The sequence below is a fragment of the Novosphingobium sp. 18050 genome (assembly GCF_902706195.1).
Lineage (GTDB): Bacteria > Pseudomonadota > Alphaproteobacteria > Sphingomonadales > Sphingomonadaceae > Novosphingobium.
In genome coordinates this window covers 80,819-106,283 of sequence record NZ_CACSJO010000005.1, presented here as the reverse complement: position 1 = coordinate 106,283, position 25,465 = coordinate 80,819, and the positions used below count along the sequence as shown (strand labels likewise).

Annotated in this window: 22 protein-coding genes and 1 tRNA gene; 12 read left to right on the top strand and 11 right to left on the bottom strand. The window is 64.3% G+C overall.

All coding sequences use genetic code 11. The annotated features are described in order from the left end of the window. The first annotated feature begins 19 nt into the window (after positions 1 to 19). Complete coding sequence (locus tag GVL61_RS07595) at positions 20 to 322, top strand: DUF3297 family protein (RefSeq protein WP_043976349.1); 303 nt, start codon at positions 20 to 22, stop codon at positions 320 to 322. Between the two features lie 35 nt (positions 323 to 357). Here the strand turns inward: GVL61_RS07595 and GVL61_RS07590 are convergent, their stop codons facing one another. After that, positions 358 to 1,047, bottom strand: coding sequence for a CHAP domain-containing protein (locus GVL61_RS07590; RefSeq protein ID WP_159978615.1), 690 nt, complete (start codon positions 1,045 to 1,047; stop codon positions 358 to 360). A gap of 307 nt (positions 1,048 to 1,354) precedes the next feature. Here GVL61_RS07590 and der point away from each other — a divergent pair, with 307 nt between their 5' ends. Then, positions 1,355 to 2,734 (top strand): ribosome biogenesis GTPase Der, encoded by a 1,380-nt coding sequence (der, locus tag GVL61_RS07585; protein WP_159978613.1) that lies wholly within the window; start codon positions 1,355 to 1,357, stop codon positions 2,732 to 2,734. 154 nt (positions 2,735 to 2,888) lie between these two features. Here the strand turns inward: der and GVL61_RS07580 are convergent, their stop codons facing one another. The 5 genes from GVL61_RS07580 to GVL61_RS07560 form a co-directional block, all read right to left on the bottom strand. Then, on the bottom strand, positions 2,889 to 4,046 hold the full coding sequence (locus GVL61_RS07580; protein ID WP_159978611.1) for an AI-2E family transporter: 1,158 nt from the start codon (positions 4,044 to 4,046) through the stop codon (positions 2,889 to 2,891). Positions 4,047 to 4,151: 105 nt separating this feature from the next. Beyond that, positions 4,152 to 4,631: a bacterioferritin gene (bfr, locus tag GVL61_RS07575; RefSeq protein WP_159978609.1), complete on the bottom strand. Its 480-nt coding sequence runs from the start codon at positions 4,629 to 4,631 to the stop codon at positions 4,152 to 4,154. Between the two features lie 76 nt (positions 4,632 to 4,707). Beyond that, positions 4,708 to 4,902, bottom strand: a complete 195-nt coding sequence (locus tag GVL61_RS07570) for a bacterioferritin-associated ferredoxin (RefSeq protein WP_159978607.1) — start codon at positions 4,900 to 4,902, stop codon at positions 4,708 to 4,710. A gap of 100 nt (positions 4,903 to 5,002) precedes the next feature. Then, positions 5,003 to 6,289, bottom strand: a complete 1,287-nt coding sequence (locus GVL61_RS07565) for a DUF418 domain-containing protein (RefSeq protein WP_159978605.1) — start codon at positions 6,287 to 6,289, stop codon at positions 5,003 to 5,005. After that, positions 6,268 to 7,401, bottom strand: coding sequence for an SPOR domain-containing protein (locus GVL61_RS07560; protein ID WP_159978603.1), 1,134 nt, complete (start codon positions 7,399 to 7,401; stop codon positions 6,268 to 6,270). The genes GVL61_RS07565 and GVL61_RS07560 overlap by 22 nt, the downstream gene beginning before the upstream one ends. 338 nt (positions 7,402 to 7,739) lie before the next feature. Here GVL61_RS07560 and GVL61_RS07555 point away from each other — a divergent pair, with 338 nt between their 5' ends. Both GVL61_RS07555 and GVL61_RS07550 read left to right on the top strand, forming a co-directional pair. Beyond that, positions 7,740 to 8,462: a ParA family protein gene (locus GVL61_RS07555; RefSeq protein WP_159978601.1), complete on the top strand. Its 723-nt coding sequence runs from the start codon at positions 7,740 to 7,742 to the stop codon at positions 8,460 to 8,462. A gap of 16 nt (positions 8,463 to 8,478) precedes the next feature. Then, complete coding sequence (locus GVL61_RS07550) at positions 8,479 to 9,756, top strand: tetratricopeptide repeat protein (protein WP_159978599.1); 1,278 nt, start codon at positions 8,479 to 8,481, stop codon at positions 9,754 to 9,756. A gap of 161 nt (positions 9,757 to 9,917) precedes the next feature. Here the strand turns inward: GVL61_RS07550 and GVL61_RS07545 are convergent, their stop codons facing one another. Beyond that, on the bottom strand, positions 9,918 to 11,171 hold the full coding sequence (locus GVL61_RS07545) for a dihydroorotase family protein (RefSeq protein WP_159978597.1): 1,254 nt from the start codon (positions 11,169 to 11,171) through the stop codon (positions 9,918 to 9,920). Beyond that, the gene (locus tag GVL61_RS07540; RefSeq protein WP_043976331.1) at positions 11,168 to 12,148 is read right to left on the bottom strand and encodes an aspartate carbamoyltransferase catalytic subunit; all 981 of its coding nucleotides are present in this window, start codon (positions 12,146 to 12,148) and stop codon (positions 11,168 to 11,170) included. Before GVL61_RS07540 ends, GVL61_RS07545 begins: the two co-directional genes overlap by 4 nt. A 299-nt stretch (positions 12,149 to 12,447) precedes the next feature. On the opposite strand from GVL61_RS07540, the gene sppA reads away from it, so the two are divergent. After that, positions 12,448 to 14,349 (top strand): signal peptide peptidase SppA, encoded by a 1,902-nt coding sequence (gene sppA, locus GVL61_RS07535; protein WP_159978595.1) that lies wholly within the window; start codon positions 12,448 to 12,450, stop codon positions 14,347 to 14,349. Between the two features lie 113 nt (positions 14,350 to 14,462). On the opposite strand, the gene GVL61_RS24745 is transcribed toward sppA, so the two are convergent. After that, a complete protein-coding gene (locus GVL61_RS24745) occupies positions 14,463 to 14,621 on the bottom strand; it encodes a hypothetical protein (RefSeq protein WP_200844819.1) in 159 nt (52 codons plus the stop codon). 148 nt (positions 14,622 to 14,769) lie between these two features. Here GVL61_RS24745 and GVL61_RS07530 point away from each other — a divergent pair. From GVL61_RS07530 to GVL61_RS07505, 6 genes are all read left to right on the top strand, one after another. Beyond that, positions 14,770 to 14,854 (top strand) — tRNA-Leu (locus GVL61_RS07530). 75 nt (positions 14,855 to 14,929) lie between these two features. After that, positions 14,930 to 16,507, top strand: a complete 1,578-nt coding sequence (tig, locus tag GVL61_RS07525; RefSeq protein WP_159978593.1) for a trigger factor — start codon at positions 14,930 to 14,932, stop codon at positions 16,505 to 16,507. 236 nt (positions 16,508 to 16,743) lie between these two features. Continuing rightward, positions 16,744 to 17,481, top strand: a complete 738-nt coding sequence (gene mddA, locus GVL61_RS07520) for a methanethiol S-methyltransferase (RefSeq protein ID WP_159978591.1) — start codon at positions 16,744 to 16,746, stop codon at positions 17,479 to 17,481. Positions 17,482 to 17,918: 437 nt separating this feature from the next. Beyond that, positions 17,919 to 18,584, top strand: a complete 666-nt coding sequence (gene clpP, locus GVL61_RS07515; protein WP_159978589.1) for an ATP-dependent Clp endopeptidase proteolytic subunit ClpP — start codon at positions 17,919 to 17,921, stop codon at positions 18,582 to 18,584. Between the two features lie 133 nt (positions 18,585 to 18,717). Next, positions 18,718 to 19,980, top strand: a complete 1,263-nt coding sequence (gene clpX, locus GVL61_RS07510; RefSeq protein WP_159978587.1) for an ATP-dependent Clp protease ATP-binding subunit ClpX — start codon at positions 18,718 to 18,720, stop codon at positions 19,978 to 19,980. Positions 19,981 to 20,097: 117 nt separating this feature from the next. After that, a complete protein-coding gene (locus GVL61_RS07505) occupies positions 20,098 to 20,478 on the top strand; it encodes a ribonuclease HI (RefSeq protein WP_159978585.1) in 381 nt (126 codons plus the stop codon). Between the two features lie 35 nt (positions 20,479 to 20,513). On the opposite strand, the gene GVL61_RS07500 is transcribed toward GVL61_RS07505, so the two are convergent. Further along, the gene (locus GVL61_RS07500; protein WP_159978583.1) at positions 20,514 to 21,485 is read right to left on the bottom strand and encodes a cation diffusion facilitator family transporter; all 972 of its coding nucleotides are present in this window, start codon (positions 21,483 to 21,485) and stop codon (positions 20,514 to 20,516) included. A gap of 386 nt (positions 21,486 to 21,871) precedes the next feature. On the opposite strand from GVL61_RS07500, the gene GVL61_RS07495 reads away from it, so the two are divergent. Next, positions 21,872 to 24,406 carry a TonB-dependent receptor gene (locus GVL61_RS07495; protein ID WP_159978581.1) on the top strand — a complete coding sequence of 845 codons (2,535 nt, stop codon included), beginning with the start codon at positions 21,872 to 21,874 and terminating at the stop codon, positions 24,404 to 24,406. A gap of 339 nt (positions 24,407 to 24,745) precedes the next feature. Here GVL61_RS07495 and mtgA read toward each other — a convergent pair whose 3' ends face one another. Beyond that, positions 24,746 to 25,411, bottom strand: a complete 666-nt coding sequence (gene mtgA, locus GVL61_RS07490; RefSeq protein WP_159978579.1) for a monofunctional biosynthetic peptidoglycan transglycosylase — start codon at positions 25,409 to 25,411, stop codon at positions 24,746 to 24,748. Between the last annotated feature and the right edge of the window lie 54 nt (positions 25,412 to 25,465).

Genomic DNA, 25,465 nt, shown 5'->3' with positions numbered 1-25,465 from the left:
TCCATCTAAACGCACGGACATGACCGAAGAGACCCCCACGCCCGTCCAGAGTGGCCCCGACGTGCCGCCCGACCACCTCGCTATCAACCCGCGCAGCCCGTTCTTCGACCAGGACAAGCTGCAGCGCGGCATCGGTATCCGCTTCAAGGGCACCGTGCGCACCAACGTCGAGGAATACTCGATCTCGGAAGGCTGGATTCGCGTTCAGGCCGGCAAGTCCATGGATCGCCACGGCAATGCGCTGACGATCAAGCTCATGGGCCCGGTCGAGGCGTGGTACGAAGACATCGGCGACGGTGCACCGGTCGCCAAGAAGGACTGAATTTCAAAACGCCGCGTTCAACGCGGCGTTTTTTTTCAATAGGCCCCGGCGATGATCACGCCGATCGGGTCGTTGCGCCGGCCGGTTGAGGTCTTTGTGGATTTCGCCACTTTCATGGGGGCCATCTTCACCGGCTCGGCCGATGCGGCGAGGCGAGTGGTGCCCAGATCCCGCACGGAGCCGGGCTTCGCGTTGTAGATGAATCCCGAAACCGGCCAGCGCGTGGTGCCAAGCCCTCGCGCAGGCGCATACCAGATGCGCACCTGGCTCCAGTCGTTGGCGGGGGACACGTCGAGCGCGGTGACGTTACGCTCGATCTCGCCCGGGACCGACCAGTTCGCATGGCTGAGCAAGATCGTGCGCGAATCGACGACCCGGCTCACCGTCGCCACATGCCCGAGGCGCGAATTGTTGTGGGGCTGGACCGCCATGACCGCGCCGACGCGCGGTGCGTGCCCGGTCGCATAGCGATTTTTCGCCTGTCCCCACCATGTATGCGCATCGCCGTAGATCTGGATGCCCGAAGTCGTGCGCGCATAAGGCACGCATTCGAGGTGCCCCGGACCTTTGGGTACAATGAGCGCCGATCCGGCCTCGGAATCGATTCCGGATCCCGTGATGGAGCCTCCGGTATCGGTCAGGCCATCGATGGCGGTGCGGGCGCTGGCCGGCGTCATGCACGCTGCGGCGAGCCCAAGAATGATTACTTTGCGGTAAACCCTCATGCCGCCCTTTTGCCCTGCGAAAGTTAGTGTCTTTCTGCTGTGGTTGGTTAATCGCGGAGCAAGATTTTGTTCCGCATTCCTCCGTAAAATGACGGAGAAACCTCCGGCAAACGATTGCAATTCAGGATTAGTGCAGAGTCCCACGCCGGGCTTGATCGGACGGTGCGGGCAGAGCCGCGTTTAACTTTTTGCAAGGCGGTGCATAGCAGAAGGGCGGCGATCCGGGACCGGCCTGAGATGACGGTAAGACTTCCCGAATCGCGCAAAGCTTGCCAAAACCGCAGGAAATCCCCATGCGCTGGGAATCATGCTTCCCCAAGTCATCATCATTGGCCGACCCAACGTCGGCAAGTCCACGCTGTTCAACCGCCTGATCGGCAAAAAGCTCGCGCTTGTCGACGATCAGCCCGGGGTCACGCGTGACCGTCGCTTCGGCGACGCCGAACTCCTCGGCCTGAAATTCCAGATCGTCGACACTGCCGGTTGGGAGGACGAGGAGGCCGAAACTTTGCCGGGCCGGATGCGCAAGCAGACCGAAGCCTCGCTGGAAAGCGCCGACGTTGCCCTGTTCGTGGTCGATGCGCGCGCGGGCCTTACTCCGCTCGACGAGGAAATCGGCCAGTGGCTGCGCGCATCGCCGGTGCCGGTGATCCTGCTGGTCAACAAGGCCGAAGGCCGTGCAGGCGAGGGCGGTGTGCTGGAAGCCTACTCGCTGGGCCTGGGTGATCCCATTCCGTTTTCCGCCGAACACGGCATCGGCATGTCCGACCTGTTCGAATCGCTGCTGCCCCATCTCGATCCTCTCCAGCCCGAAGAGCCGGAGTTCGAGGAGGAAATGGACGACGAATCGCGTCTGCTCCAGCCGCTCAAGCTCGCCATCGTCGGGCGTCCGAACGCGGGCAAGTCGACGCTCATCAACCGCATTCTGGGCGAAGACCGCCTGCTGACCGGCCCGGAAGCGGGGATTACCCGCGATTCGATCACGGTCGACTGGGAATGGACCGACCCCAGCACCGGCAACGTGCGCGAAGTTCGCCTGATCGACACCGCAGGCATGCGCAAGCGCGCTAACGTTACCGAGAAACTGGAGCGCATGGCCGTGGCCGATGCGCGTCTGGCGATCGACTTCGCCGAAGTCGTCGTGCTGTTGCTCGATGCGACGCGCGGGCTTGAGCATCAGGATCTGACGATTGCCTCCAAGGTGCTCGAAGAGGGCCGTGCGCTGATCATCGCGATCAACAAGTGGGACGTGGCCGAAGGCGCTTCCGGCCTGTTCAACGGCATTCGCGCGGCGCTCGACGAAGGTCTGGCGCAGGTTCGCGGCGTGCCGCTGCTGGCGGTCTCGGCGCGGACCGGCAAGGGCCTCGACGAACTGGTGGCCGCCGGCTTCGCCATTCGCGAAGCCTGGAGCAAGCGCGTGCCCACCGCCGCGCTCAACCGCTGGTTCGACGATGCGCTTTCAGCCAACCCTCCGCCGGCACCGGGCGGCAAGCGCATCAAGTTGCGCTACATCACCCAGGCCAAGACCCGCCCGCCGGGCTTCGTTGTGTTCGGCACGCGCCTCGACCTGCTCCCGGAAAGCTACAAGCGCTATCTCATCAACGGGATGCGCAAGAACCTCGGCTTCGAATCGGTGCCGATCCGCATGAACCTGCGCAGTGCGAAGAATCCGTTCGCGAAGGACTGATGCGGGGGGAGTCGGGGCTTGATGCTTCGACAAGCTCAGCTTGAGCGGATGGTGATTTAAACGATTATGGCGGGAGTAGGCTTTGACCTACCCCCGCTGATCTTGAGGCACCATCAGGGCGGGAGGGACGTCACCCGGCCCCGCTCACCCTGCTTTAGGATGGATGCGCTACCGCTTCCTCAGCAGCTCGCTCGGCATTTACCTGCGTCTGCGGCGGGATCGGTGATCCAGCCACGCGCGCCTTGGCCTGACGGCGGTCGCGGTGCTGGTTCCATACGGAGATGAACAGCGCGGCGATCACCGGGCCAATGATGAAGCCGTTGAGGCCGAACAGTTCCAGCCCCGAAAGCGTCGCGATCAGCACCACGAAGTCCGGCAGGCGCGTATCTCGGCCGACGAGGATCGGGCGCAGCACGTTATCGACCATGCCGATTATGAACACGCCGCAGAACACCACGATCGAGGCCTTAACGGTGTCGCCGGTGGCGAAGAGGTAGATGGCGGCGGGCACCCAGATAATCGCGGTGCCCACGGCGGGCAGCAGCGAGAAGAAGCCCATCAGCACGCCCCAGATCAGCGCGCCCTCGATCCCCAAGACGGAGAACAGCAGCCCGCCCAGCGCGCCCTGCACCACGGCGACCACAACGGTGCCCCGCATCGTTGCGCGCACCACCAGCAGGAAGTTGTCGATCAGCGCATCGCGCGTTTCTGCGTGGAGCGGCAGGCTGGTGCGGACCATGTCGCCGTAGCGCTCGCCGTCGCGCAGCAGGAAGTAGCTAAGGTAGAGCATGACGCCGAGCGCGGCGACGAAGCTGAGCGCGCCCTGGCCCACGGTCAGCGCGCGGCCGGCCACGGTCTGCAGGCCGCTGGTGATGCTGGAGCCGAACTGGCGGCGGATGTTTTCGAAATCGGTCAGGCCGTATTCGTCGATCATGCCGCGGATGCGTTCGGGCAGGGCATTCAGGACCTGCTGGAAGATGCCGCTGATATCGATCTGGCCGCTGCTGACCTTGCCGTAGATGGCGGTCGCCTCGTTGGCGATGTTAATGCCGAGCAGGATCGTGGGAACCACGAAGAGCGCGATCAGTCCGAACAGGACGATCGAGGTCGCCAAATTCTTGCGCCCGTTCAGCCGCTGGGTGAGCTTGGCCGTAAGGGGCTGGAACATGATTGCCGCGACAACCCCCCACAATACGGCCCCGAAATAGGGAGCAAGAAGGTATGCGGCAGCGAGGGAGATGATTACGACGAGGACGGCGAAGCCAATATCCTCGATTTGCAGGCCCTGTGATTGCGGGCGCGGTGAACTCATTCTTTCCCCCTGGACGTCTTGGGTGCGGCAGCCGGCCGCTCCTCCCACGCACAAGGCCTGAGAGGAGCGGCGGTTCCCGCGCTCAGTGGCGCAGAGGGCCTGGGATCAGCTTTCCGCGGGCTTGCTCTGCAGCTGGCAGTAGTTCTGAATACCCATGCGCTCGATCATGTCGAACTGCTTTTCGAGGAAATCGACATGCTCTTCCTCGCTCTCGAGGATACGGGCGAAGATTTCGCGGCTGACGAAATCGCGCACCGATTCGGCGTGGGCAATGGCGTCCTGCAGCATCGGCAGGGCGTCATGCTCGAGCGCGAGGTCGGCCTTGAGGATTTCCTCGACCGTTTCGCCAACGCGCAGCTTGCCGAGCGACTGGAAGTTGGGGAGGCCGCCAAGGAACAGGATGCGATCGGCGAGCACGTCGGCGTGCTTCATTTCGTCGATCGATTCGTGACGTTCGTACTCGGCGAGTTTCTTGATGCCCCAGTTGTCCAGCATGCGGTAGTGCAGCCAGTACTGGTTGATCGCGGTCAGTTCGTTGAACAGGGCCTTGTTGAGAAACTCGATGACCTTCTGGTCGCCATTCATCGCGCGGAAACTCCTCTATGTGAGCCGCGGCATATAAGCGAAACAGTCGGGTCAGGGCAAGTCAGGTCAGGTCATGTCAAGCGGCTGCAGCGATTCCCATTCCGGCCGACGAGTGTTCGTCGGCGATGATGTCATCCGCCTCGTCGAGGCATTGGCGGCATTGAGGGGTCCGGCCCAGCGCGCCGTAAATGGATTCGGCACTGCCACGGTAGCGCCTTGCGGCGCAGCGAAGCTCGGTTTCCCGGATGGCATTGCAGATGCACACGTACATGAGCGAATCCTCTCTATGCCCCCCAATATATGCGAGTGCGAATAGATCGCAATAGCATATTTTCGGGACACTCCGGGCAGGCTGTGCCGGAGCCGGACCCTCAGAGGCGGTTGGGCAGGGCCCTGTGCTCGACCAGCGAGCGCCACAGCCACTCCAGCGGTCCCCGCCTGAAACGGCGCAGCCACAGGGGACTCCAGATCAGCATGAGGGCCCATCCGCCCACTACGAAAAGCCACTGCGCCAGAGGCCCAACCTTGGCGTAGAGGCCCAGGCCCCAGCCATAGAAGGCAAAAGTCATCATCAGGCTGGTGAGTACGTAGTTGGTGAAGGCCATGCGTCCGGCAGAAACGAGGCGGCGTCCGATTCGGGTTCGGGCCAGGCGCGGGGCGGCAAGTACGAGCAGCCCGGCATAGCCGCATCCGCCCATGAGGTGCGGCATGGCAAGGCCCCAGACCAGTGCGGCGTTCATCGCGACGGGCGGGAAATGGCGCGGCCATGCCCAGTCCAGGAACATCGCGGTCAGCGCGAGACCGGCGAGCGTGCAGACGATTGAGACTTCGGCCAGTTGCCGGCGGGGCATTCCGCCGTCGAAGAAGCCCCGGCGATACATGACCATGCCGATCAACATCAGCGGCAGCGTTTCGGAAAAGACGCCGGACACCATCTGGATCTGCCAGAACGGACGCTCAACCAGCTTGATGCGCAAAAGTTCGAGCCAGCCCAGTCGGCTTTCGCGTAGTTCCTGTGCGGCCCAGGCTTGGATGGGGTCGAGCCGTTCTGCCAACAGGCTGAGCTGGGCGGCGCTGGCGGAATGGGTGCGCAGGGCGCTTTCGGCAGTGATAGCCGCCGCCGAATCGAGCATCCCCCACACGTGCCAGCCGTAATAAAGCAGCAGCGCCAACGCGAGCAGCGTACCGTTTCGCAGGGGTCTAAGCAGCAGGGCGGCGATTCCGCAGGCAGCATAGACGAACAGGATATCGCCCCACCAAAGCAGCAGGTAGTGGAGCATTCCCAGCAGCAGCAGCCAGCCGAGCCGCCGCAGTTGCAGGATGTCACCGTCGCCCCCGGCCGCTTCGGTGCGTTCCCAGAACAGCACCAGTCCCGCGCCGAACAGCAGCGAGAACAGCGCCCGCATCTTGCCTTCGAAGAACAGGAAGTTGAAGGCGAAGGCGGCTTCGTCAAGCGGGCCCACGGCATGGGGCAGGTTAGGCGTAGTCGAGGCGATCGTCGGCCCGGCAAACCCGGCGATGTTGATCGTCAGGATACCCAGCACCGCGACGCCGCGAATCAGGTCGAGCGTCACAAGACGCGGCAGGGGGGCCGGAAGCGTCTCGTCCGCGTCCGGCACCGGAATGTCGTGGGGGGTCAGTCCCTGACCGGCAGGCACATGAAGCCACTGGCGGACAGGCGGGAGCAGGCGGCATCGGCATCGGTCTTGGAGGCGAAGCCGGTGGCCTGGAGTTTGAGCAGCTTGCCGGCCGGCGTCAGCGCTTTGGCGTGGCCTGCCATTTCGGGCCGGCCTTTTACTTTTGCCCAGAGCGCCTCGGCATTGCTTGCGACGCCAAAAGCGCCGAGCTGCACGCGCCATGGTCCGTTGGCCGCAGGAACGGGCTTGGGCTTGGGCATGGCTGCGGGCGGTTTGGCAGCGACGGGGGAGGCAGGCGCAGCCGTGCGCGCAGGCGCGGGTTTCGGCGCTTCCGCCTTGGTGGTCACCATCGGTCTTGACTGGGTGGGCGTGGCGGCTGCGCGGACATAGTCCGCTCCGGCGGCCGAGGGAGGTGTGGTTCCGGCGACGCGGGTAGCCTGTGTCACCGCGCTCTGTGGCTCGACGATTTCAGGGGCGGGCGTGTGTCCGGGAGGGGCGCTGGCCAGCTGGGTTCCCAGTTCGGCGGAAGTGTTGAGGCGCAGGCGGTTGGCTTTCGCCTGCGCGGCGATCTCGGCGCCCAGGCTCACGCTTTTCTGCCGGTCGGTGAGCGGGATGTGCTGGTCCATCTGGGCCAGCGCATTGGTGGCCTGCGACAAACCCTCCTGCTGGGCAAGGCTGACGAGGGCGTAGGCGCGTACCCAGTCCTTCTTGACCATATCGCCGTTGAAATGCGCGATGCCCAGGATGTACTGCGCCCGTGCATCGCCGCGTGCGGCGGAGGCCTCGATATAGGGCAGGGCGCGGGTACGCTCGCCGCGCTGGAACAGCAGGAGGCCGTAGCTGTCGGCCGCCTGGGTATGGCCCTTGGCGGCAGCCTTGCCATAGAGGTCTTCGGCCTTGCCGAGGTCCATCGGCACGCCGCGGCCCAACTTGTAGGCCTGCGCGAGGTTGAATTCGGCATCGGGATCGCCGCCGGCGGCAAGGGGCTGCCACTGGCGGATAGCGGCATCGTAGTCGCCCGCCGACCAGGCATCGACGCCGCCCTTCACGTCGGCATGGGCGGCAGGCGCAACCAGAGCCGCAGCGGTGAGCGCGAGGATACCCGAACGCAGGAGAGATAGATTCTTGCTCAAGTCGATGTCGCCCGGTCCAGCCCGTTTAAGTCCTATGGTAACCGCAATGGAGCCAAGCGCGCCAGCGTGAAGCGCGCCAAGGTCCCATTTTGAACCGGAAAACGGCCTAACCGAGAAGAGTTAACGGGCCGTGGATGAGGAGCTGCGCGGTGCCGCACCAGCTCCGGCGCGGATGGTAGTCGCCGCGGCCCCGACTTTACCGGAAAATGCGGTACGGGCAGAGGCGTTGGACGGCGCCTCGCCACATCTACGCGATTAACCGTAAATTAGGAACGATCTGCCAAGTTTACGGGCCTGGGCAGGCTTTGCCCATCGCATGGTTTCCGGGGGTATCGGTTTTGCGCGTACTGGCTTTGGCATCGCAGAAAGGCGGTTCGGGGAAGACGACCCTGTCCGGCCATCTCGCCGTGCAGGCGCAGCGCGTGGGTGCCGGGCCTGTGGTTCTCATCGACATCGATCCGCAAGGCTCGCTGGCCGACTGGTGGAACGAGCGCGAGGCGGAAATGCCCGCTTTCGCGCAGACGACCGTGGCGCGGCTGGCCGGCGATCTCCAGATTCTGCGCCAGCAGGGCTTCCGTCTGGCGGTGATAGACACGCCGCCGGCGATCACGCTGGCGATCCAGACCGTTATCCAGCAGGCCGAGCTGATTGTCATACCGACCCGCCCCAGCCCCCATGACCTGCGTGCCGTGGGCGCCACGGTCGACTTGTGCGAGCGTTCGGGAAAGCCGCTGCTGTTCGTCGTCAATGCCGCCACGCCTAAGGCGCGAATCACTGCCGAAGCCGCCGTTGCGCTGTCGCAGCACGGCACGGTTGCGCCGGTCACGCTGCATCAGCGGACCGATTTCGCCGCTTCGATGATCGACGGGCGCACGGTGATGGAAGTCGATCCGAAGGGGCGCTCTGCCGCTGAAGTCGCGGCCTTGTGGAACTACATCGCCGACCGGCTTGAGAAGAACTTCCGACGTACCGTTTTTGCGGCTCCCGCACCCGGGCAGCCTTTGATTCATGGCGCCTTGCGCCCCGTTGGCGGCTTCGGCCGCCGCGTAACCGTGTCCTGATTTGAGGAATACCAAGATGGAACGCTCCAGCACTACTGCCAGGAATGCGGGCTTCACTCTCTGCTCGGCGATGGTCGCCGCGCTTCTGGCGGGCTGTTCGGGCCAGCCCTCGCTTGCCAGCACAGGTGCCGCGCCGCTCGCGCAGGCATCCGCTGCGGGGCAGGGCGAAGGCGTGGTCGAGCGGGCGATCGCCCGGGCCGAGGCGCGTGTTGCCAAGTCGCCTGACAACGCCTCGGCACGCGCCGATCTGGCGCAGCTCTACCTTGCCGCTGGTCGTTTCACGTCGGCGACCACGACGTTCGAGGATGCCGTCTCACTTGGCGACAACAACCCGCGCACGGGGCTGAGCCTGGCCCTTGCCTATATCGGTTCGGGTCGTAGTGAAGAGGCGCTCGGCGTTCTTTCGCGCTGGCGTGACCAGATCCCGGCGGGCGATTTTGGCCTCGCCGTGGCTCTGGCCGGGCAGCCGGCGCAGGGCGTGGCGATCCTTTCCGACGCGCTGCGCGGGGGCGAGAACAACCCCAAGGTGCGCCAGAACCTGGCCTATGCCTATGCGCTCGACGGGCGCTGGGGCGAGGCACGCATCATCGCTTCGCAGGATGTTCCGGCCGACCAGCTCGATGCCCGCCTCGGCGAATGGGCGAGCCATGGCCGCCCCGACCAGTCCCGCGCCCGCGTTGCCGGGCTGCTGGGCACGCCGATGCCTGCAGACGCTGGCCAGCCCGCCGCGCTGGCGCTGAACGGCGGTGGCCATGCCCCGCTCATGGCGATGGCAGAGGCGTCTGTTGCTCCCGTCCCCGCTACCGAGCTTCCGGCAGTGGCGACGGGCGAGAGTTTCTGGGGCGCCAGTCAGGCGGAGCCTGCTGCGCAAATGCCCATGCTGGCCGCCGCTCCGGCGCCTGCCGGGCCTGTAAAGGTTTCGGTTCCCAAGCCTGCCCGGACCAGCATCGAACGTGCTTTCCAGCCCGTCGCTCGGGCCGAGCAGCCGCGCGGCGCCGGTCATGTGGTGCAGCTGGGTTCGTTCCGCACGATGGAGGGAGCCAAGCGCGCCTGGGGCATCTACCAACGCCGCGATCCGGGCCTGCGTGATCATACCATGCGCATTACAGAGGCCGAAGTGCAGGGCCAGCGCTACTTCCGCGTCGCCGCCGTGGGCTTCGACCGGGGCTCGGCGCAGACCTTGTGCTCGACCGTGAAGCAGCGCGGCGGCGCGTGCCTTGCCTATGCCGAGGGGCGTCAGCTTCCGGGTGTAGTGGCCGGCGGCGGCAGCGGCCCGCTAAAAGCACGCCGCTGAATCAGTTCAACATTTCCATGTGAACCTTACGCGGCCTTTCGTCCCTCGGGACGGAGGGCCGTTTTTTCGTGTGCGAGGGGTGCTTTGGCAAGCTCGGCATGAACGGGAGGCGGTTTGCTGCCCAACCCCGCTCACCGTGACCCTGCCGAAGGGCTTTCGCGTTATCCCGCCGTCCTTTTGGTGCGCACCACCACGCCGCCCTTGAACAGCGCAAGGACGCGGCCCTGCACCGGCTGGCGGTCGAAGGGAGTGTTGCCGGCACTGGCGGCCATCTTGTCTGAATTGACGATCCAGGGACGCTCTGTGTCCACCACGGCGATGTCCGCTTCGGCGCCCACTTCCAGCCGTCCGGCATTCACGCCCAGCAGGCGCGCGGGGTTGGCGGCGAGCAGGTCGAAGGCGCGGGCCATGTCGATCACGCCGTCGCGAACGAGGCTGAGCGTTAGCGGCAGCAGCGTCTCCGCGCCCGACATGCCCGGCGCCGAATCGGCGAAGGGCAGGCGCTTGTCCTCAGGCCCGCGCGGATCGTGGCCGGAGGCGACGATGTCGATCGTGCCGTCCGCCACGGCGGCGATCACCGCCTGCCGGTCCTCCTCGCAGCGCAGGGCCGGCGAAAGGTGGGTGAAGGTGCGGAACGCCCCGATCGCAAGGTTCGAGAGCATGAAGTAGGCCGGGCTGACACCCGCGGTAACCTTCAGCCCGCGCGCCTTCGCGCCGCGCACCAGGTCCAGCCCGGCAGCGGTGGTGACGTTGCGGAAGTGGATGCTGGCATTTGCCATCTCGGCCAGCGCGATGTCGCGGGCGATGGCGAGGGGCTCTGCCTGCGCGGGCGCGCTGGGGAGGCCGAGGCGCGTCGCCATCTCGCCGGCGGTGGCAACGGCGCTGCCGACGATCCCGGCGTCCTCGGCATGGGTGATGACCGTCATGCCCAGCATCCCGGTGTACTGGAGCAGGCGCAGCATCGTGCCCGAATCGCCGACCCAGCGCCGTCCGGTGCAGACCGCACGGGCGCCCGCATCGCGCATCATCGCGATCTCGGCCAGCGCGGTGCCGCCAAGCCCCTGCGTCGCGGCGGCGAGCGGGTGGACCCAGAAGTCCGGCTTGCCCGATTGCGCGGCGAAACGCACCCGTGCCGGCACGTCGAGCGGCGGGTTCTGGTCGGGCATCAGCGCGGCGCGGGTAACGCCGCCGAAGTGGAAGGCCGGTTTGTCGATCGCGAAGACGCCGATGTCGACAAGGCCCGGCGCGATCAGGCTGCGCCGCGCGTCGTGGACGGTGTCGCCTTCCTGCGGCTTCACATCCGGGCCTAGGGCGGTGATGAATCCGGCCTCGCAGCGGATCGAGCCGGTTTCGATGCGGCCGTCCGCCAGCAGCAGGCGGCCATTGGTGATGGTGAGCGGTGCGTGAAGGCTCATGCCCAGCCTTCCTGTTTGCGGCCCTTGCGGGTCAGCACGTCGAGGCACGCCATGCGGATGGCGACCCCCATTTCGACCTGCGTGGTTATCATCGAGCGTTCCACCAGATCGGCGACGTTGCTGTCGATCTCGATGCCGCGGTTCATCGGGCCGGGGTGCATGACCAGCGCGTTGGATTCGGCCTTTTCCAGCCGTTCCAGCGTCAGCCCGTAAAGGTGGCGATATTCGCGTGGGGAGGGGATGAACTGGCCTTCCATGCGCTCCAGCTGGAGGCGCAGCATCATCACCACGTCGGCGCCCTTCAGCGCCGCGTCGAAATCGTGGAAGACCTTCACGCCCATCTGCTCGATATCGGCTGGCATCAGCGCGGGCGGCGCGCAGACGCGCACTTCTGCGCCCAGCGAGGCCAGGCACAGGATGTTCGAGCGGGCGACGCGGCTGTGCAGGATATCGCCGCAGATCGTCACCCGTAGGCCGTTGAAGGCGCGCTTGGCCTGGCGGATCGTCAGAGCATCCAGCAGGGCCTGGGTGGGATGTTCGTGCTGGCCGTCACCGGCGTTCAGAACCGGGCAGTCCACCTTGCCGGCGATCAGCGCCACCGCGCCTGAGGAGGCATGGCGGATCACGATGGCATCGGCGCGCATGGCGTTGAGCGTCATCGCCGTGTCGATCAGGGTCTCGCCCTTCTTCACGCTGGAATTGGCGACCGCCATGTTGACCACATCGGCGCCGAGGCGCTTGCCGGCGATCTCGAAGCTCAACAGCGTGCGCGTCGAGTTTTCGAAGAAGGCGTTGATGATGGTAAGGCCGGAAAGCAGCTCGCGCCGCTTCTGCGCCCCCCGGTTCATCTCGACCCACTGTTCCGCCTCGTCGAGGAGGAACCAGATCTCGTGCGGGGCAAGGCCCGCGATGCCTACGAGGCCGCGATGCGGGAAGGCGAGGGCGCCGTCCGGATATGTATATTCTGGGGGTGTCATTAAAGACCATGCCTTAGGCGTGGGGGGCGGCAGGCTCAAGGGGGTATGGGCGGGATGTGCACGGCCTTCGTCGTGTCGGGTCTGCGTGGGCTTCGACAAGCTCAGCCTGAGCGGGGTTGAGGGTGGTGCTACGCTAAACCCCGAGAGGTTCTCTCGGATCATCCGAACCATCCACTCCGCTCATCCTGAGCCTGTCGAAGGATGGGGACCACATACGCGGCTGGAACCCCATCGCGATCCGCCCCTTTCCTACACCGCGCTGCAGCAGGTAAGGCTGCTTTCGAAAGGCAGGTCAGTTCATGAGATTCGCAAGCAAGGTCTGGAAGCTGCTCGTCGCGGTGAAGGACGTCATGGCGCTCCTGTTCCTGCTGATGTTCTTCGGCATCGTCTACGCCGCGCTCGCCGCGCGTCCGGCGCCGGGCCGGGTCGAGGACGGCGCGCTGCTGCTCGCGCTCGACGGCTCGATCGTCGAGGAAAAGAGCCAGGCGGATCCCGTCGCACTGCTGATGGCAGGCGGTGCCTCGTCCCATGAGTTCCAGGCCCGCGACGTGGAGCGGGCCCTGCGCCTTGCCGCCACCGACAAGCGGATCAAGGTCGTCGTCCTCGATCTGTCGCGCTTCCTTGGCGGCCGCTATGTGCACCTGCGCGATATTGGCGCGGCCATCGACGCCGTGCGAGGCGCCGGCAAGCCGGTGCTGACGTTCGCCAATGTCTATGCCGACGACGGCGCCCAGCTTGCGGCCCACGCCAGCGAGGCCTGGGTCGATCCCATGGGCGGCGCTTTCGTGGCCGGGCCGGGCGGCAACATGCAGTTCTACAAGGGCCTTTTCGACAAGTTCAAGGTGAGCGCCCACGTCTACCGCGTCGGCACTTACAAGAGCGCGGTCGAGCCCTACCTGCGCTCCGACCTCTCGCCCGAGGCGCGTGAGGACTTTGCGGGCGTGCTGAACGCGCAGTGGGCCGCCTACCGGAGCGAAATCGCCAAGGCCCGGCCCAAGGCGCAGCTTGACCGCATGACCGCCGATCCAGTGGCATGGATCAAGGCATCGGGCGGCGATATGGCGGAGTCGGCGAAGAAGGCCGGCCTCGTCGACCGCATCGGCGACAAGACCGAGTTCGAGAAGCGCGTCACCGAGATCGCCGGCGAAACCAGCATCGCGCGTCCCGGCAAGACCGATGCGCCGGATTACGCCCACACCGGCCTCGCCACCTGGCTCGCCGCCAACCCCGAGAAGGCCGAGGGCGCGAAGATCGGCGTCATCACCATCGCCGGGGAGATCGTCGACGGGGATGCAGGGCCGGGCACGGCAGGCGGCGACCGCATTGCCGCGCTGCTCGATGACAATATCGAGCAGAAGTACAAGGCGCTGGTCGTGCGCATCGATTCGCCCGGTGGATCTGTCATGGCGTCGGAACGTATTCGCCGCGCGATTATGCGCTGGCGCGATGCGAAGATTCCGGTCGTCGTCTCGATGGGCACCATGGCGGCGAGCGGCGGCTACTGGGTTTCGACGCCGGGCCAGCGGGTCTTTGCCGAGCCGGCGACGATCACCGGCTCGATCGGCGTCTTCGCAGTCATCGCCAGTTTCGAAAAGACGCTGGCCGACTACGGAGTGACCAGCGACGGCGTGCGCACCACCGGGCTTTCGGGCCAACCCGACCTGCTGGGCGGGCTTACCCCCGAAGTCGACGGCCTGCTGCAAAGCTCGGTCGAGAGTATCTACGGTAAGTTCCTCGGCGTGGTCGGCAAGGCGCGCGGCAAGACGCCGCAGCAGGTCGATCAGATCGCGCAGGGCCGTGTCTGGCCGGGCAATGAAGCGCAGCGCATCGGTCTGGTGGACCAGATGGGCACATTGCAGGATGCGCTGGCCTATGCCGCCAAGCTGGGCGGCGTGGGCAACGGCAAGTGGCATGCCGACTATATCGAGGATACGCCGGATTCGTTCAGCGCGCTGCTGGACGGGCTGACCTCGGGCTCGCAGGAGAAGGCGGCGGCCTACGATTTCGCGGGCATGGTGGCGACGCGCCAGCGGCTGGAGATGGGCCAGGCGGTAAACCGGCTCGACGCGCTGCTGGCGACGCAGGGCGTGCAGGCGATGTGCCTCGAATGCGCGATGGCGCCGGATTATCGCAAGGCTGCGAAGGCACCGGGCGAGAGTTCGACGCTTGCGCTGTTGGCGCGGCTGGCGGGGTGGAAGTAGGCACGCGGCGCCTGCCCCTTCGCTACGCTCAGAGTGGACGAAAGTTGGCGGAATGCGCCGGTTTCAACAAGTGAGAGGCGGGATGGAGCTGTTCCGTCCCGCCTCGTTTGCGCTCAATCCGGTGGCGGCAGTTCCACCGGCGCTTCGCTCGGCTGATCGTAGTCCGGGCCCGGCGAAGGGCTTTCGTCGGGAGTGCCCGGAGCGCCTGGATCGGCGGGGGTGGGGAACTCTGCGGGCGTGTCGCCCGGATTGTCTGCCGGCTGGGTGGCCATGGTCGTTTTCACTCCTGAAACTTGCCCCGTCTCCCCCCTCGAAGTGGGCATGCCCGTCACGCTGCGCAACCCCATGCGAATCAGCGGTCTTGCCCTTTATCGCGCGTGCCTATAAGGGCCCGTCCCTTGAGTTTTCGGCTTCTCTCATGCGGGCGTGGCGGAATTGGTAGACGCGCTGGTTTTAGGTACCAGTATCGAAAGATGTGGGGGTTCGAGTCCCTTCGCCCGCACCAATCCGTCACCTGTGTGGGCGGGAGCCAGGTAATACAGGCCGAAAGGCCTTTTGGATTGCACAGGAAGGCATCGAAATGCAGATCGTCGAAACGACCAACGAAGGCCTGAAGCGCGCCTACACGGTCACCATCCCCGCCTCGGCCATCACCGCGAAGATCGAGGGTGAGGTCAAGAAGATTGCACCGCAGGTGAAGATGCCCGGCTTCCGCGCTGGCAAGGTTCCCGTGAACCTCGTCAAGAAGCTGCACGGGCCGGCGATCCACCAGGAAGCGCTGAACACCTCGATTCGTGAAGCCATGGACAAGCTGGTTGCTGACAACGCGCTGCGTCCGGCGATGAACCCCGACGTCCAGCTGACCGACGGCTACGAAGAAGGCAAGGACGCCGAGCTGACCGTCAGCCTCGAAATCCTGCCCGTGATCGCGGCTCCGTCGCTCGACGGTCTCAAGCTCGACAAGCTGACCGTTCCCGTCGCTGATGACGCCGTGACCGAAGCTGTGGAGCGTATCGCTTCGCAGCAGCAGCGTTTCGACACCAAGGACGGCGAGGCCGCTGACGGCGACCAGGTCATCTGCGACTTCACCGGCAAGCAGGACGGCGTCGAGTTCGACGGCGGCAAGGCCGAGAAGCAGCCGATCGTGATCGGTTCGGGCCGCCTGATCCCCGGTTTCGAGGAGCAGCTGGTCGGCATGAAGGCCGGCGACGACCGCGTCATCACCGTGACCTTCCCTGAGGACTACCCGGCCGAGAACCTCGCCGGCAAGGAAGTCACTTTCGACATCCTCGCTCACGAGATCAAGGCGCCCACCGAATCGAAGATCGACGACGACTTCGCCAAGGAACTGGGCCTGGAAAGCCTCGAGCAGCTCACCGGCCTGCTGCGCGGCCAGCTGGAGCAGGAAACCGCCGGCCTGACCCGCACCGCCATGAAGCGTTCGCTGCTCGACCAGCTTGCTGCTGGCCATGACTTCGACGTGCCGCCGACGATGGTGGAAGCCGAATTCTCGCAGATCTGGCAGCAGCTCATCCAGGAAGCGCAGAGCGAGGAAGACCCCGCCGCTGCCCTGGAAGAGATCGAAGCCGAAAAGGACGACTACCGCAAGATCGCCGAGCGCCGCGTGCGTCTGGGCCTGCTCCTGTCGGAAATCGGCCAGGCCAACGGCGTCGAAGTGACCCAGCAGGAAATGCAGATGCTGGTCGGCCAGGCTGCCCAGCAGTATCGTCCGGAAGATCGCCAGCGTTTCTTCGAATACGTCCAGCAGGACCCGATGATGGCAGCCCAGCTGCGCGCGCCTCTTTATGAGGACAAGGTCGTCGACTTCCTCATCGAGAAGGCTGACGTCACCGAGCGCGAAGTGACCCGCGAGGAACTGCAGGCCGCAATCGAAGCTGACACCGACGGCGAGACGCCTGCGGCCAGCAAGAAGCCCGCCAAGAAGGCTCCGGCGAAGAAGGCCGCCAAGAAGGCCGACGACGCCGCCGACGAGGCTCCTGCAGCCGAAGCGGATGCCGAGGAAAAGCCGAAGAAGGCTCCTGCGAAGAAGGCCGCTGCCAAGAAGGCCGACGACGCAGCCGAGGACGAGGCTGAAGAAGCCAAGCCCGCCAAGAAGGCTCCCGCCAAGAAGAAGGCGGCTGCCGACAAGGAGGACTGATCCTCCTTACGGTTCGACCGTTTCGAAAAACGGCCCGGTGCAGCAATGCGCCGGGCCGTTTTCGTTCGGGCCCGGCGAGTCGGTCCTTTGCGGACATGGCGCCGGCCGCTTACCATTGCGTGCCATGTCAATCTTATCAGGAAGTTTGCGTCAAAGTACCGGGTATTTTCGGGGAAACTGACAATGAATTATCTCTGTGTTATTATCGCTAAAGAAAGCAATCTTGGGGGGCCGGGATGCGCATTATCTTTCTTCTGTTCGGCGGAATTTCCTACGCGGTATTCTTTGCGACGTTCCTTGGGTTGATTGCATTCGTTGCCGGACTGCCGGTTTTGCCGCGTACTGTCGACGCAGGCGGCCCTGCCACTGCTGCCGGTGTGGCTGCGGTGATCGACCTTGCCCTCATTCTCCTGTTCGCGGTGCAGCACAGCGTAATGGCCCGGCCGGGCTTCAAGGCGGCGTGGACACGAATCATGCCGCAGCCGATCGAGCGCAGCTTCTATGTGTTTGCCGCCAGCGCCGCCCTGATCGTCCTGATGGTGTTCTGGCGGCCGATCCCCGCCGTGGTCTGGTCGGTCGGCACTCCGCTGGGGGCAGGGCTGCTGTGGGCGCTATTCGCCGCCGGCTGGCTGATCGTGCTGTTAAGTACGTTTCTTATCAGCCACTTCGAATTGTTCGGCCTCACGCAGGTCTGGAACAACTTGCGCGGGAAAATGGCCGCACCGGCGGTCCTTCGCCAGCCATTCTTCTACCGGCTGGTACGGCACCCGCTTTATTCCGGTTTCTTCCTCGCTTTCTGGGCGACGCCGCTGATGACTGCGGGGCACCTGCTGCTGGCCGCCGCGCTCTCCGTCTTCATGATCGTTGCGATTCGTTTCGAGGAGCGCGACCTGATCGGCGTGTTCGGCGAGGATTACGTCCGATACCGGGCGAGCACGGGAATGCTTGTCCCCAGGCGTCGCCCGCGGGCTTGACGGCGAACGTACCGGGGCCGCCTGTTTCCACCAGAGATGCGGGCCGGGGTTGGTGAGGACGGCGCTGCGCACACTCTCGCTGCCCGCGCCGAGGTCCAGGCAGTGATCGCCGATAACGAGATCGATCGGCGAGGAGGGCGAGGTGACGGGCTCGTTGGTTTCCATACCGATTGACGCCCGGGCGAGCCGGTGGGCACCGCCCCGCCGCCCAAAGCCAGCGGCAGCCCGGCTAGGCTAGGTTGGGCGAGGACGATGATGCGGATCGGCCCATAAGGGAGAACCTGCCTTCCGGCACGGGATGCGAAGGCGAATATGCGTGCCCGTGCAGCCCCTTCCAACAGAGTTGTCCCAAGCGCGGTGCCGATTGATCGGTTAATCCCCTTGAATGTCTGGCCCGGCCACGCGACATAGGCGGTCCAACCCAAATGAGGACTCCCATGCTCGACCTGTTTGGCGCTTCGGGCGCCCAAGGAAAGTTCCACACCGATCCCGTGACCGGTGCGCTCGTGCCGATGGTCGTCGAGCAGACCAGCCGCGGCGAACGCTCCTTCGACATCTATTCGCGCCTCCTGCGCGAGCGCATCGTGTTCATCACCGGCCAGGTCGAAGACCATATGGCCTCGCTGATCGTTGCGCAGCTGCTGTTCCTCGAATCGGAAAATCCCTCGAAGGATATTTCGATGTACATCAACTCGCCGGGCGGCGTGGTGACTGCCGGCATGGCGATCCACGACACCATGCAGTACATCAAGCCGCGCGTCTCGACCGTGTGCATCGGCCAGGCTGCCTCGATGGGCAGCTTCCTGCTCGCCGCCGGCGAACCCGGCATGCGCATCGCGCTGCCCAATGCCCGCATCATGGTGCATCAGCCCTCGGGCGGTGCGCAGGGCATGGCCAGCGACATCGAGATCCAGGCACGCGAAATCCTGCGGATGCGCCGCCGCCTGAACGATCTCTACGTGAAGTACACGGGCAAGACCCTCGACGAAATCGAGAAGGCGATGGACCGCGACACGTTCCTCGAAGCCGATGAAGCGCTGGCCTTCGGCCTCGTTGACAAGGTTTTCGAGACCCGCCCGGAAGGTGACAAGCCCGCTGCCTGAACGGATGGCCTGATGCCCTGAAATGGGACCGTGTTTTTCAGTCTATGGCAAGGAATTGGCACTAGGATTGCAAAACCGGTCCCCCACGGGGTAGAGTGGACGAGTCGCCTCGATTGGAGGCTAAAGACGGAAAATGACGAAATTGAGCGGATCTGACGCGAAAAGCACCCTCTACTGCAGCTTCTGCGGTAAGTCGCAGCACGAAGTGCGCAAGCTGATCGCGGGCCCTACGGTCTTCATCTGCGACGAATGCGTCGAGCTTTGCAACGACATCATTCGCGAAGAAACGAAGGCCGGGATCGCGGGACGCAAGGACGGCGAAGTCGTCTCTCCCCGCGAAATCTGCGAGACGCTGAACGACTACGTGATCGGTCAGGAACGCGCCAAGCGGGTCCTGTCGGTGGCTGTCCACAACCACTACAAGCGCCTCAAGCACAGCGGCAAGCAGGGCGACGTCGAGCTTTCGAAGTCGAACATCCTGCTCGTCGGTCCGACCGGTTCGGGCAAGACGCTGCTTGCGCAGACGCTGGCCAAGACGTTCGACGTGCCCTTCACCATGGCCGATGCCACCACGCTGACCGAAGCCGGTTACGTGGGCGAGGATGTGGAGAACATCATCCTCAAGCTGCTCCAGTCGTCCGACTACAATGTCGAGAAGGCGCAGCAGGGCATCGTCTACATCGACGAGATCGACAAGATCAGCCGCAAGGCCGAAAACCCGTCGATCACGCGCGACGTGTCGGGCGAAGGCGTGCAGCAGGCGCTGCTCAAGCTGATGGAAGGCACCACGGCTTCGGTTCCGCCGCAGGGCGGTCGTAAGCACCCGCAGCAGGAATTCCTGCAGGTGGACACGACCAACATCCTGTTCATCTGCGGCGGTGCTTTCGCCGGTCTCGACAAGATCATCGCCGACCGCCTGCAGAAGCGTTCGATCGGTTTTGGCGCGCATGTCGCCGACCCGGACAAGCGCCGCGTGGGTGAACTGCTCCAGAAGGCCGAGCCTGAGGATCTGCTGAAGTTTGGCCTGATCCCCGAGTTCGTCGGTCGTCTGCCGGTGATCGCGACCTTGAATGACCTCGACATCGAGGCGCTGGTCAAGATCCTGAAGGAGCCCAAGAACGCGCTGATCAAGCAGTACGCTCGCCTGTTCGAGCTGGAGGACGTGGAACTCACGTTCACCGAAGACGCGCTCGAAGCGATCGCCAAGAAGGCGATCGAGCGCAAGACTGGCGCACGTGGGCTTCGCTCGATCGTGGAAGGGCTGCTGCTCGACACGATGTTCGACCTGCCGACTGAGCGTGATATCGCCGAAGTCGTGGTCGACAAGGACGTTGTGGAGGGCCGCAAGGAACCTGTCCGCGTCCTCAAGGGCGACAAGGCCGAGGAAGCTGCCTAAGGGCAGCGGAGCGGAAGAAGTCGCCTGAGGGCGGCACGCTTCGGCACGGCAAATTGAAGGGCCGCCCTCCGCAAGGTGGGCGGCCTTTTCGTTGGGAAGCGGACGGAAACGACGATCATGCGGCGCAGGCTGAAAGTATTCTTCGACGGCGGCTGCCGGCCCAACCCCGGACGGATCGAAGTGGCCGTCGTTATGCGCGGCGCGGTGCATCTTTTCGACGACCTGGGGCAGGGCAACAACGCCGACGCGGAGTGGCTGGCCCTGATCTGCGCGCTGGAACTGACAAAGTCGGCCGGCCTTGCCGATGTCGAATTGATCGGCGATGCGCGCCAGATCATCGACGAGGCGGATGCGGTCCTGCGGAGCGGCCGGGCGGCGCCGGGCCATGCCGCTACTTTCCTTGCCCTCGCCGGTAACGCCCCGCCGGGGCGGGTCCGTTGGATCAAGCGCGAGCAGAACCTGGCCGGAATCGCGCTGGCCGCTCGTCATCCGCGCTAGGGTGAGGGCGCGGGTGTGGCGGCTCGCTATCGAACCTAGACCACCGCTTCGCTTTCCAGCGCACAAGGGCTCGCGGCGTCCGTTTCAATCTGGATCGTGGGGTGACCGATGCCGAATTCGTGGGCAAGGCCGTCGGCCAGCGCACACAGGAACGCGTCGCCCGGCTGGCCTCCCGGCATCAGCAGGTGCGCAGTGAGCGCGGTTTCGGTGGTGCTCATCGGCCAGATGTGAAGGTCGTGCACGCGAGTGACGCCCGGCTGACTTTCCAGGAAGGCGCGGACCTTGGGCCCGTCGATACCTTCCGGCACCCCCAGCATGCCCATGTGGAGCGAATCGCGCAGCAGGCCCCAGCTCGACCAGCCGATCACGGCGGTAATCACCAGCGAGGCGATCGGATCGACCAGCGCCCATCCGGTGGTAGCGATGACGATGCCTGCGATCACCACGCCCACCGAAACCAGCGCGTCGGCCATAAGATGGACGAAAGCGGCGCGCAGGTTCAGGTCCGACTTAGCGCCCTTGGCGAACAGCAGCGCGGAGAGCGCGTTGACCGCGATACCTAACCCGGCAACGATCATCATCATCGTGCCCGCGACCGGCTCGGGATCGGCCATGCGGCGGATCGTCTCGACCAGGATTGCGCCGATAGCCACCCACAGCAGGGCTGCATTGGCAATGGCCGCGAGGATTGACGAACTTTTCAGTCCATAAGTAAAACGCTCGGAGGGTGGGCGCGCCGCCAGCACGCTGGCGCCCCAGGCCAGCATCAGCGAAAGCACGTCCGACAAATTATGCCCGGCGTCCGCCAGCAGCGCCATCGAGCCGCTGAGCAGCCCTGCGGCGATCTCCGCCACGACGAACACGAGATTGAGCGAAACGGCGACGGCGAAAGCCTTGCCGACGCTGCCCGTTGCAGGCGGGGCATGGTGCGCGTGGCCGTGGGAGTGGCCATGGCCATGCGTATGGTTGTGCCCGTGCGAATGTCCGTGATGATGTCCAGCGCCCATGGAAGGGGATTGGCACGTGTTGCCTGCGGGCATCAAGCTATGACGTAACATCACACGCCGCATCGCACTGCGCTGGCGAAGTGATTGATTTTCTCTTGTGATTGCGTGCCGCAGGTGCAGCAATCGGTTTCTGATCGACGTGACATTTATGCCACCGGGCGCTATGCGGCGTAAAGCGCAACATGCTGTAATATATGGAAATAAATCACAAAATATTGCAAATGTGACCATAGTGTCACAAAATTTCGCGTCGCTGTAGTCAAATGATTCCCAAATGTCAGAAAGTTGTCATATCTCGCTGCTCTTAGCAGCCGCAGCAATCATGCGGCGCAAGCAGTTCGTCGCACATTGTGACCACTTCAGTCTGACAAGCTCAGGGGCATAAAATGAAATCCCACACTCTTCTCAAGATCGCGACCAGCACGCTGGCGCTGGGCGCCGCAGCGGCAGCGCTTCCCGCCTTCGCCCAGTCGACCGGTGCGGTCGACTTCGAAGAAAGCACGATCGTCGTCACCGGCCAGGTCCAGCGCGGCGTTGCCGGCGTGCAGGTTCCCAACACTTCGAAGGCCAAGCAGGTCCTGACTCAGGAGATCATCTCCGCTCAGGTTCCCGGCCAGACGATCAACGACACCATCAACCTGATGCCGGGCGTCAGCTTCCAGAACAACGACGCTTTCGGTTCGGCAGGCGGTACGCTGACCATCCGCGGCTTCGACGATTCGCGCATCTCGCAGACCGTTGACGGTATTCCGCTGAACGACACGGGCGGTTATTCGCTCTATTCGAACCAGCAAATTGACCCGGAAATCATCGAGCAGGTCAACGTCAACCTCGGCACCACCGACGTCGACTCGCCGACCGCTGCTGCTTCGGGCTCGACCGTCAACATCCGTACCCGCAATCCGCACGATGATTTCGGCGTGCGTTTCCTGAGCTCGGCCGGCGACTTCAACTTCTTCCGTATGTTCGGCGAGATCGACACCGGCGTCCTGAACTCCAGCGGCACCAAGGCGTTCTTCTCGGCTTCGAAGGCGACCAACGACACCGTCTACGGCGGTATCGGCAAGATCGACAAGACGCAGTTCAACGCCAAGATTTACCAGCCGCTGGGCGATAACGGCGACTTCATCTCGGTCGCGGGCCACTGGAACCGCAACCGCAACAACTTCTTCGGTTCGACCCCGCTGCGTCTCGACCCGACCCGCACCGTCGGCCCGGATTCGGCTACCAACCGCTTCCCGCTGACGAAGAAGGAGCGCTTCTACGAGATCGCCGATTGTCAGGTTCCGGCAGGCGTCACGGGCGTTGCGGATGCGGCCAGCAGCTGCGGCTCGCTTTACGATTACCGCTTCAACCCGTCGAACACCGGTAACCTTCGCATCAATTCGCGCTTCACGCTGACCGACAAGCTGACGCTGAACGTCGATCCGAGCCTGCAGTACACCAAGGCCAACGGCGGCGGCACCGTTGTCGCTCGTGAAGGTGGCTTCACACAGACCGCCAATGCAACGCGCAGCGCGATTACCACGCCGATTTCGGGTTACATCGGCGGTTCGCCGTACTTCAACGGCGTCGACCTCAACGGTGACGGCGACACGCGCGACCAGGTGCGTATCCTGGCGCCGAGCAACACCGAGACCTGGCGCATCGGTGTCATCGCTTCGTTGCGTTACGACATCAACGACGATAACCGCATCCGCGTAGCCTATTCGTACGATCGCGGTCGTCACCGTCAGACCGGCGAATTGAGCCTGCTCAAGTCCAACGGCTTCGGCGGCGACGTGTTCTCCGATGCGAAGCTGACCGACGCGGATGGCAACATCCTCCAGAAGCGTGATCGTCTGTCCTACGCGATCCTGCATCAGGTTTCGGGTGAATACACCGGCGACTTCATGAACGACAGCTTGCACCTGAACCTTGGCGTCCGCGCGCCATTCTTCAAGCGCAACCTGACCAACAACTGCCTTACCACCAGCGCATCGGGCTTCGTCGACTGCTTCACCACGAACGCAGCGGATCAGGCCACGTATGCTACGGCAAACCCGAACTATAAGGCCCCGCAGAACCGCGTCCTTAACTACAACAAGGTTCTGCCGACTGCCGGTGTGGTGTTCGACGCGACCGACAACGCCAGCGTGTTCTTCAACTACTCGAAGGGCCTGCAGGTCCCCGGCACCGACAACCTGTACCAGGCATTCTGGTACTCGCGTGACCAGGATGCGGCAAATCCGACCCCGGAAACCACCAACAACTTCGACCTTGGCGTCCGTTATACCTCGGGCATCATCCAGGCGTCGCTGACCGGTTGGTACACCCGCTACGACAACCGTCTGGCTTCGGCATATGACCGTGACCTTGACGTCACGATCTACCGTAACCTCGGTCGCGTCGACAAGTACGGCATCGACGGCAGCTTTGCCGTTCGCCCGATCCCCGAGTTCAGCGTTTACCTTTTCGGTTCGTACCTGAAGTCGAAGATCAAGGAAGATGTCGAGACCGGCGTTAACGCTGCAGGCGATCCGATCTACGCCGCCACCAAGGGCAAGCGTGAAGCGGGCGCACCGGTTTACACCATCGGTGGCCGCGCCAGCGGCAACATCGGTCCGGTGGAACTGGGTGTGCAGGTGAAGCGTACCGGTCCGCGCTACGTGAACGACCAGAACCTGGCGATCGTGATCGCTAACACGCAGGTCTATGCCAAGAAGACCCCGGCCTACACCCTCGTCGACCTCGACGCGAAGGTGAAGCTCGACTTCCTGGGTCTGGGCGACCGGACCTTCCTGCAGCTCAACGTCGTCAACGTCTTCGACAAGCTCTATGTCGGTGGCTTCGACGGTGCAGGCACCTCGCAGACCAACGTGCCGAATGCCTTCATCGGCACCCCGCGCACGTTCATCGGTTCGGTCAGCTTCGGCTTCTGATCGCTTCGATCGATTGACGAAAACAGGGAAGGGGAGGAGCCGCGAGGTTCCTCCCCTTTTCGTTTGCGCGGGGCGGAACGGGTGACAGTGCCCTTTGCGTTCCCTCCGCCTGGGCCCGTAGGCGTTTCCGCAGTGGCAGGCGAAGCCATGGATCGTTTAAATAAGGCTGATCCGGCCCGCGCTCGCCGCTATTTAAGCGTTCGCGACGTGCATGCAGGCTCCTACCCGTGTTTTGAGGAGGAGTGTTTCCGGCGCTGATCGGATTTTGTTTCGGGTCCGCGTTTTCCCGGAATCAGCCCGCATTCGCCTGCGGGCGGTTCGCATGCCTTGCGGGTGCGTTTATTCGTAGACGCAGGCGTCGTAGCCGTCGCGCTTCACCATGCCGATGCGTCCGGCGATCGTGTTGCCGTAGCGGCGGGTGAAGCCGGCGGGGTTGGTGACACTGCGCGTCTTGGGGCTGGGCAGGGCTGCGGCCATGCGGCCCGCTTCGGCCGTGGAGAGGTTAGAGGCCGACTTGCTCCAGTAGCGCTGTGCCCCGGCTTCGACGCCGTAAGTGCCGATGCCCGTCTCGGCGACGTTGAGGTAGACTTCCATGATCCGGCGCTTGTCCCACAGGTTCTCGATCAGGAAAGTGAACCAGACCTCCAGCCCCTTGCGGGCGTAGCGGGTCCAGCCTTCGCCCTGCCAGAGGAACACGTTCTTGGCAGTCTGCTGGCTGATCGTGGAGCCGCCGCGCAGGCGGCCGCCCTTGGCGTTGCGCTCCATCGCCTTTTCGATAGCGTCGGTGTCGAAGCCATTGTGAGTGCAGAACTTTCCGTCCTCGGCGGCGATCACCCCGGCGACCATGTTGCGGTCGATATTGCTGAGCGGCTCCCAGTCCTTGGTGATGCCGTTGCCGTCGACCAGCATCGTCACTGTCACCGGCGGGGGCACGAAGCGGTAGAGCACCACCAGTCCCACGCTGATCGCCACGAACCAGATGATGAACTTGGCAATAAGACGCATGGGCAGGGACGGGCCTTGGTTGAGGGAGAAATGCCCGTTCTCTCTAGTCGAAAG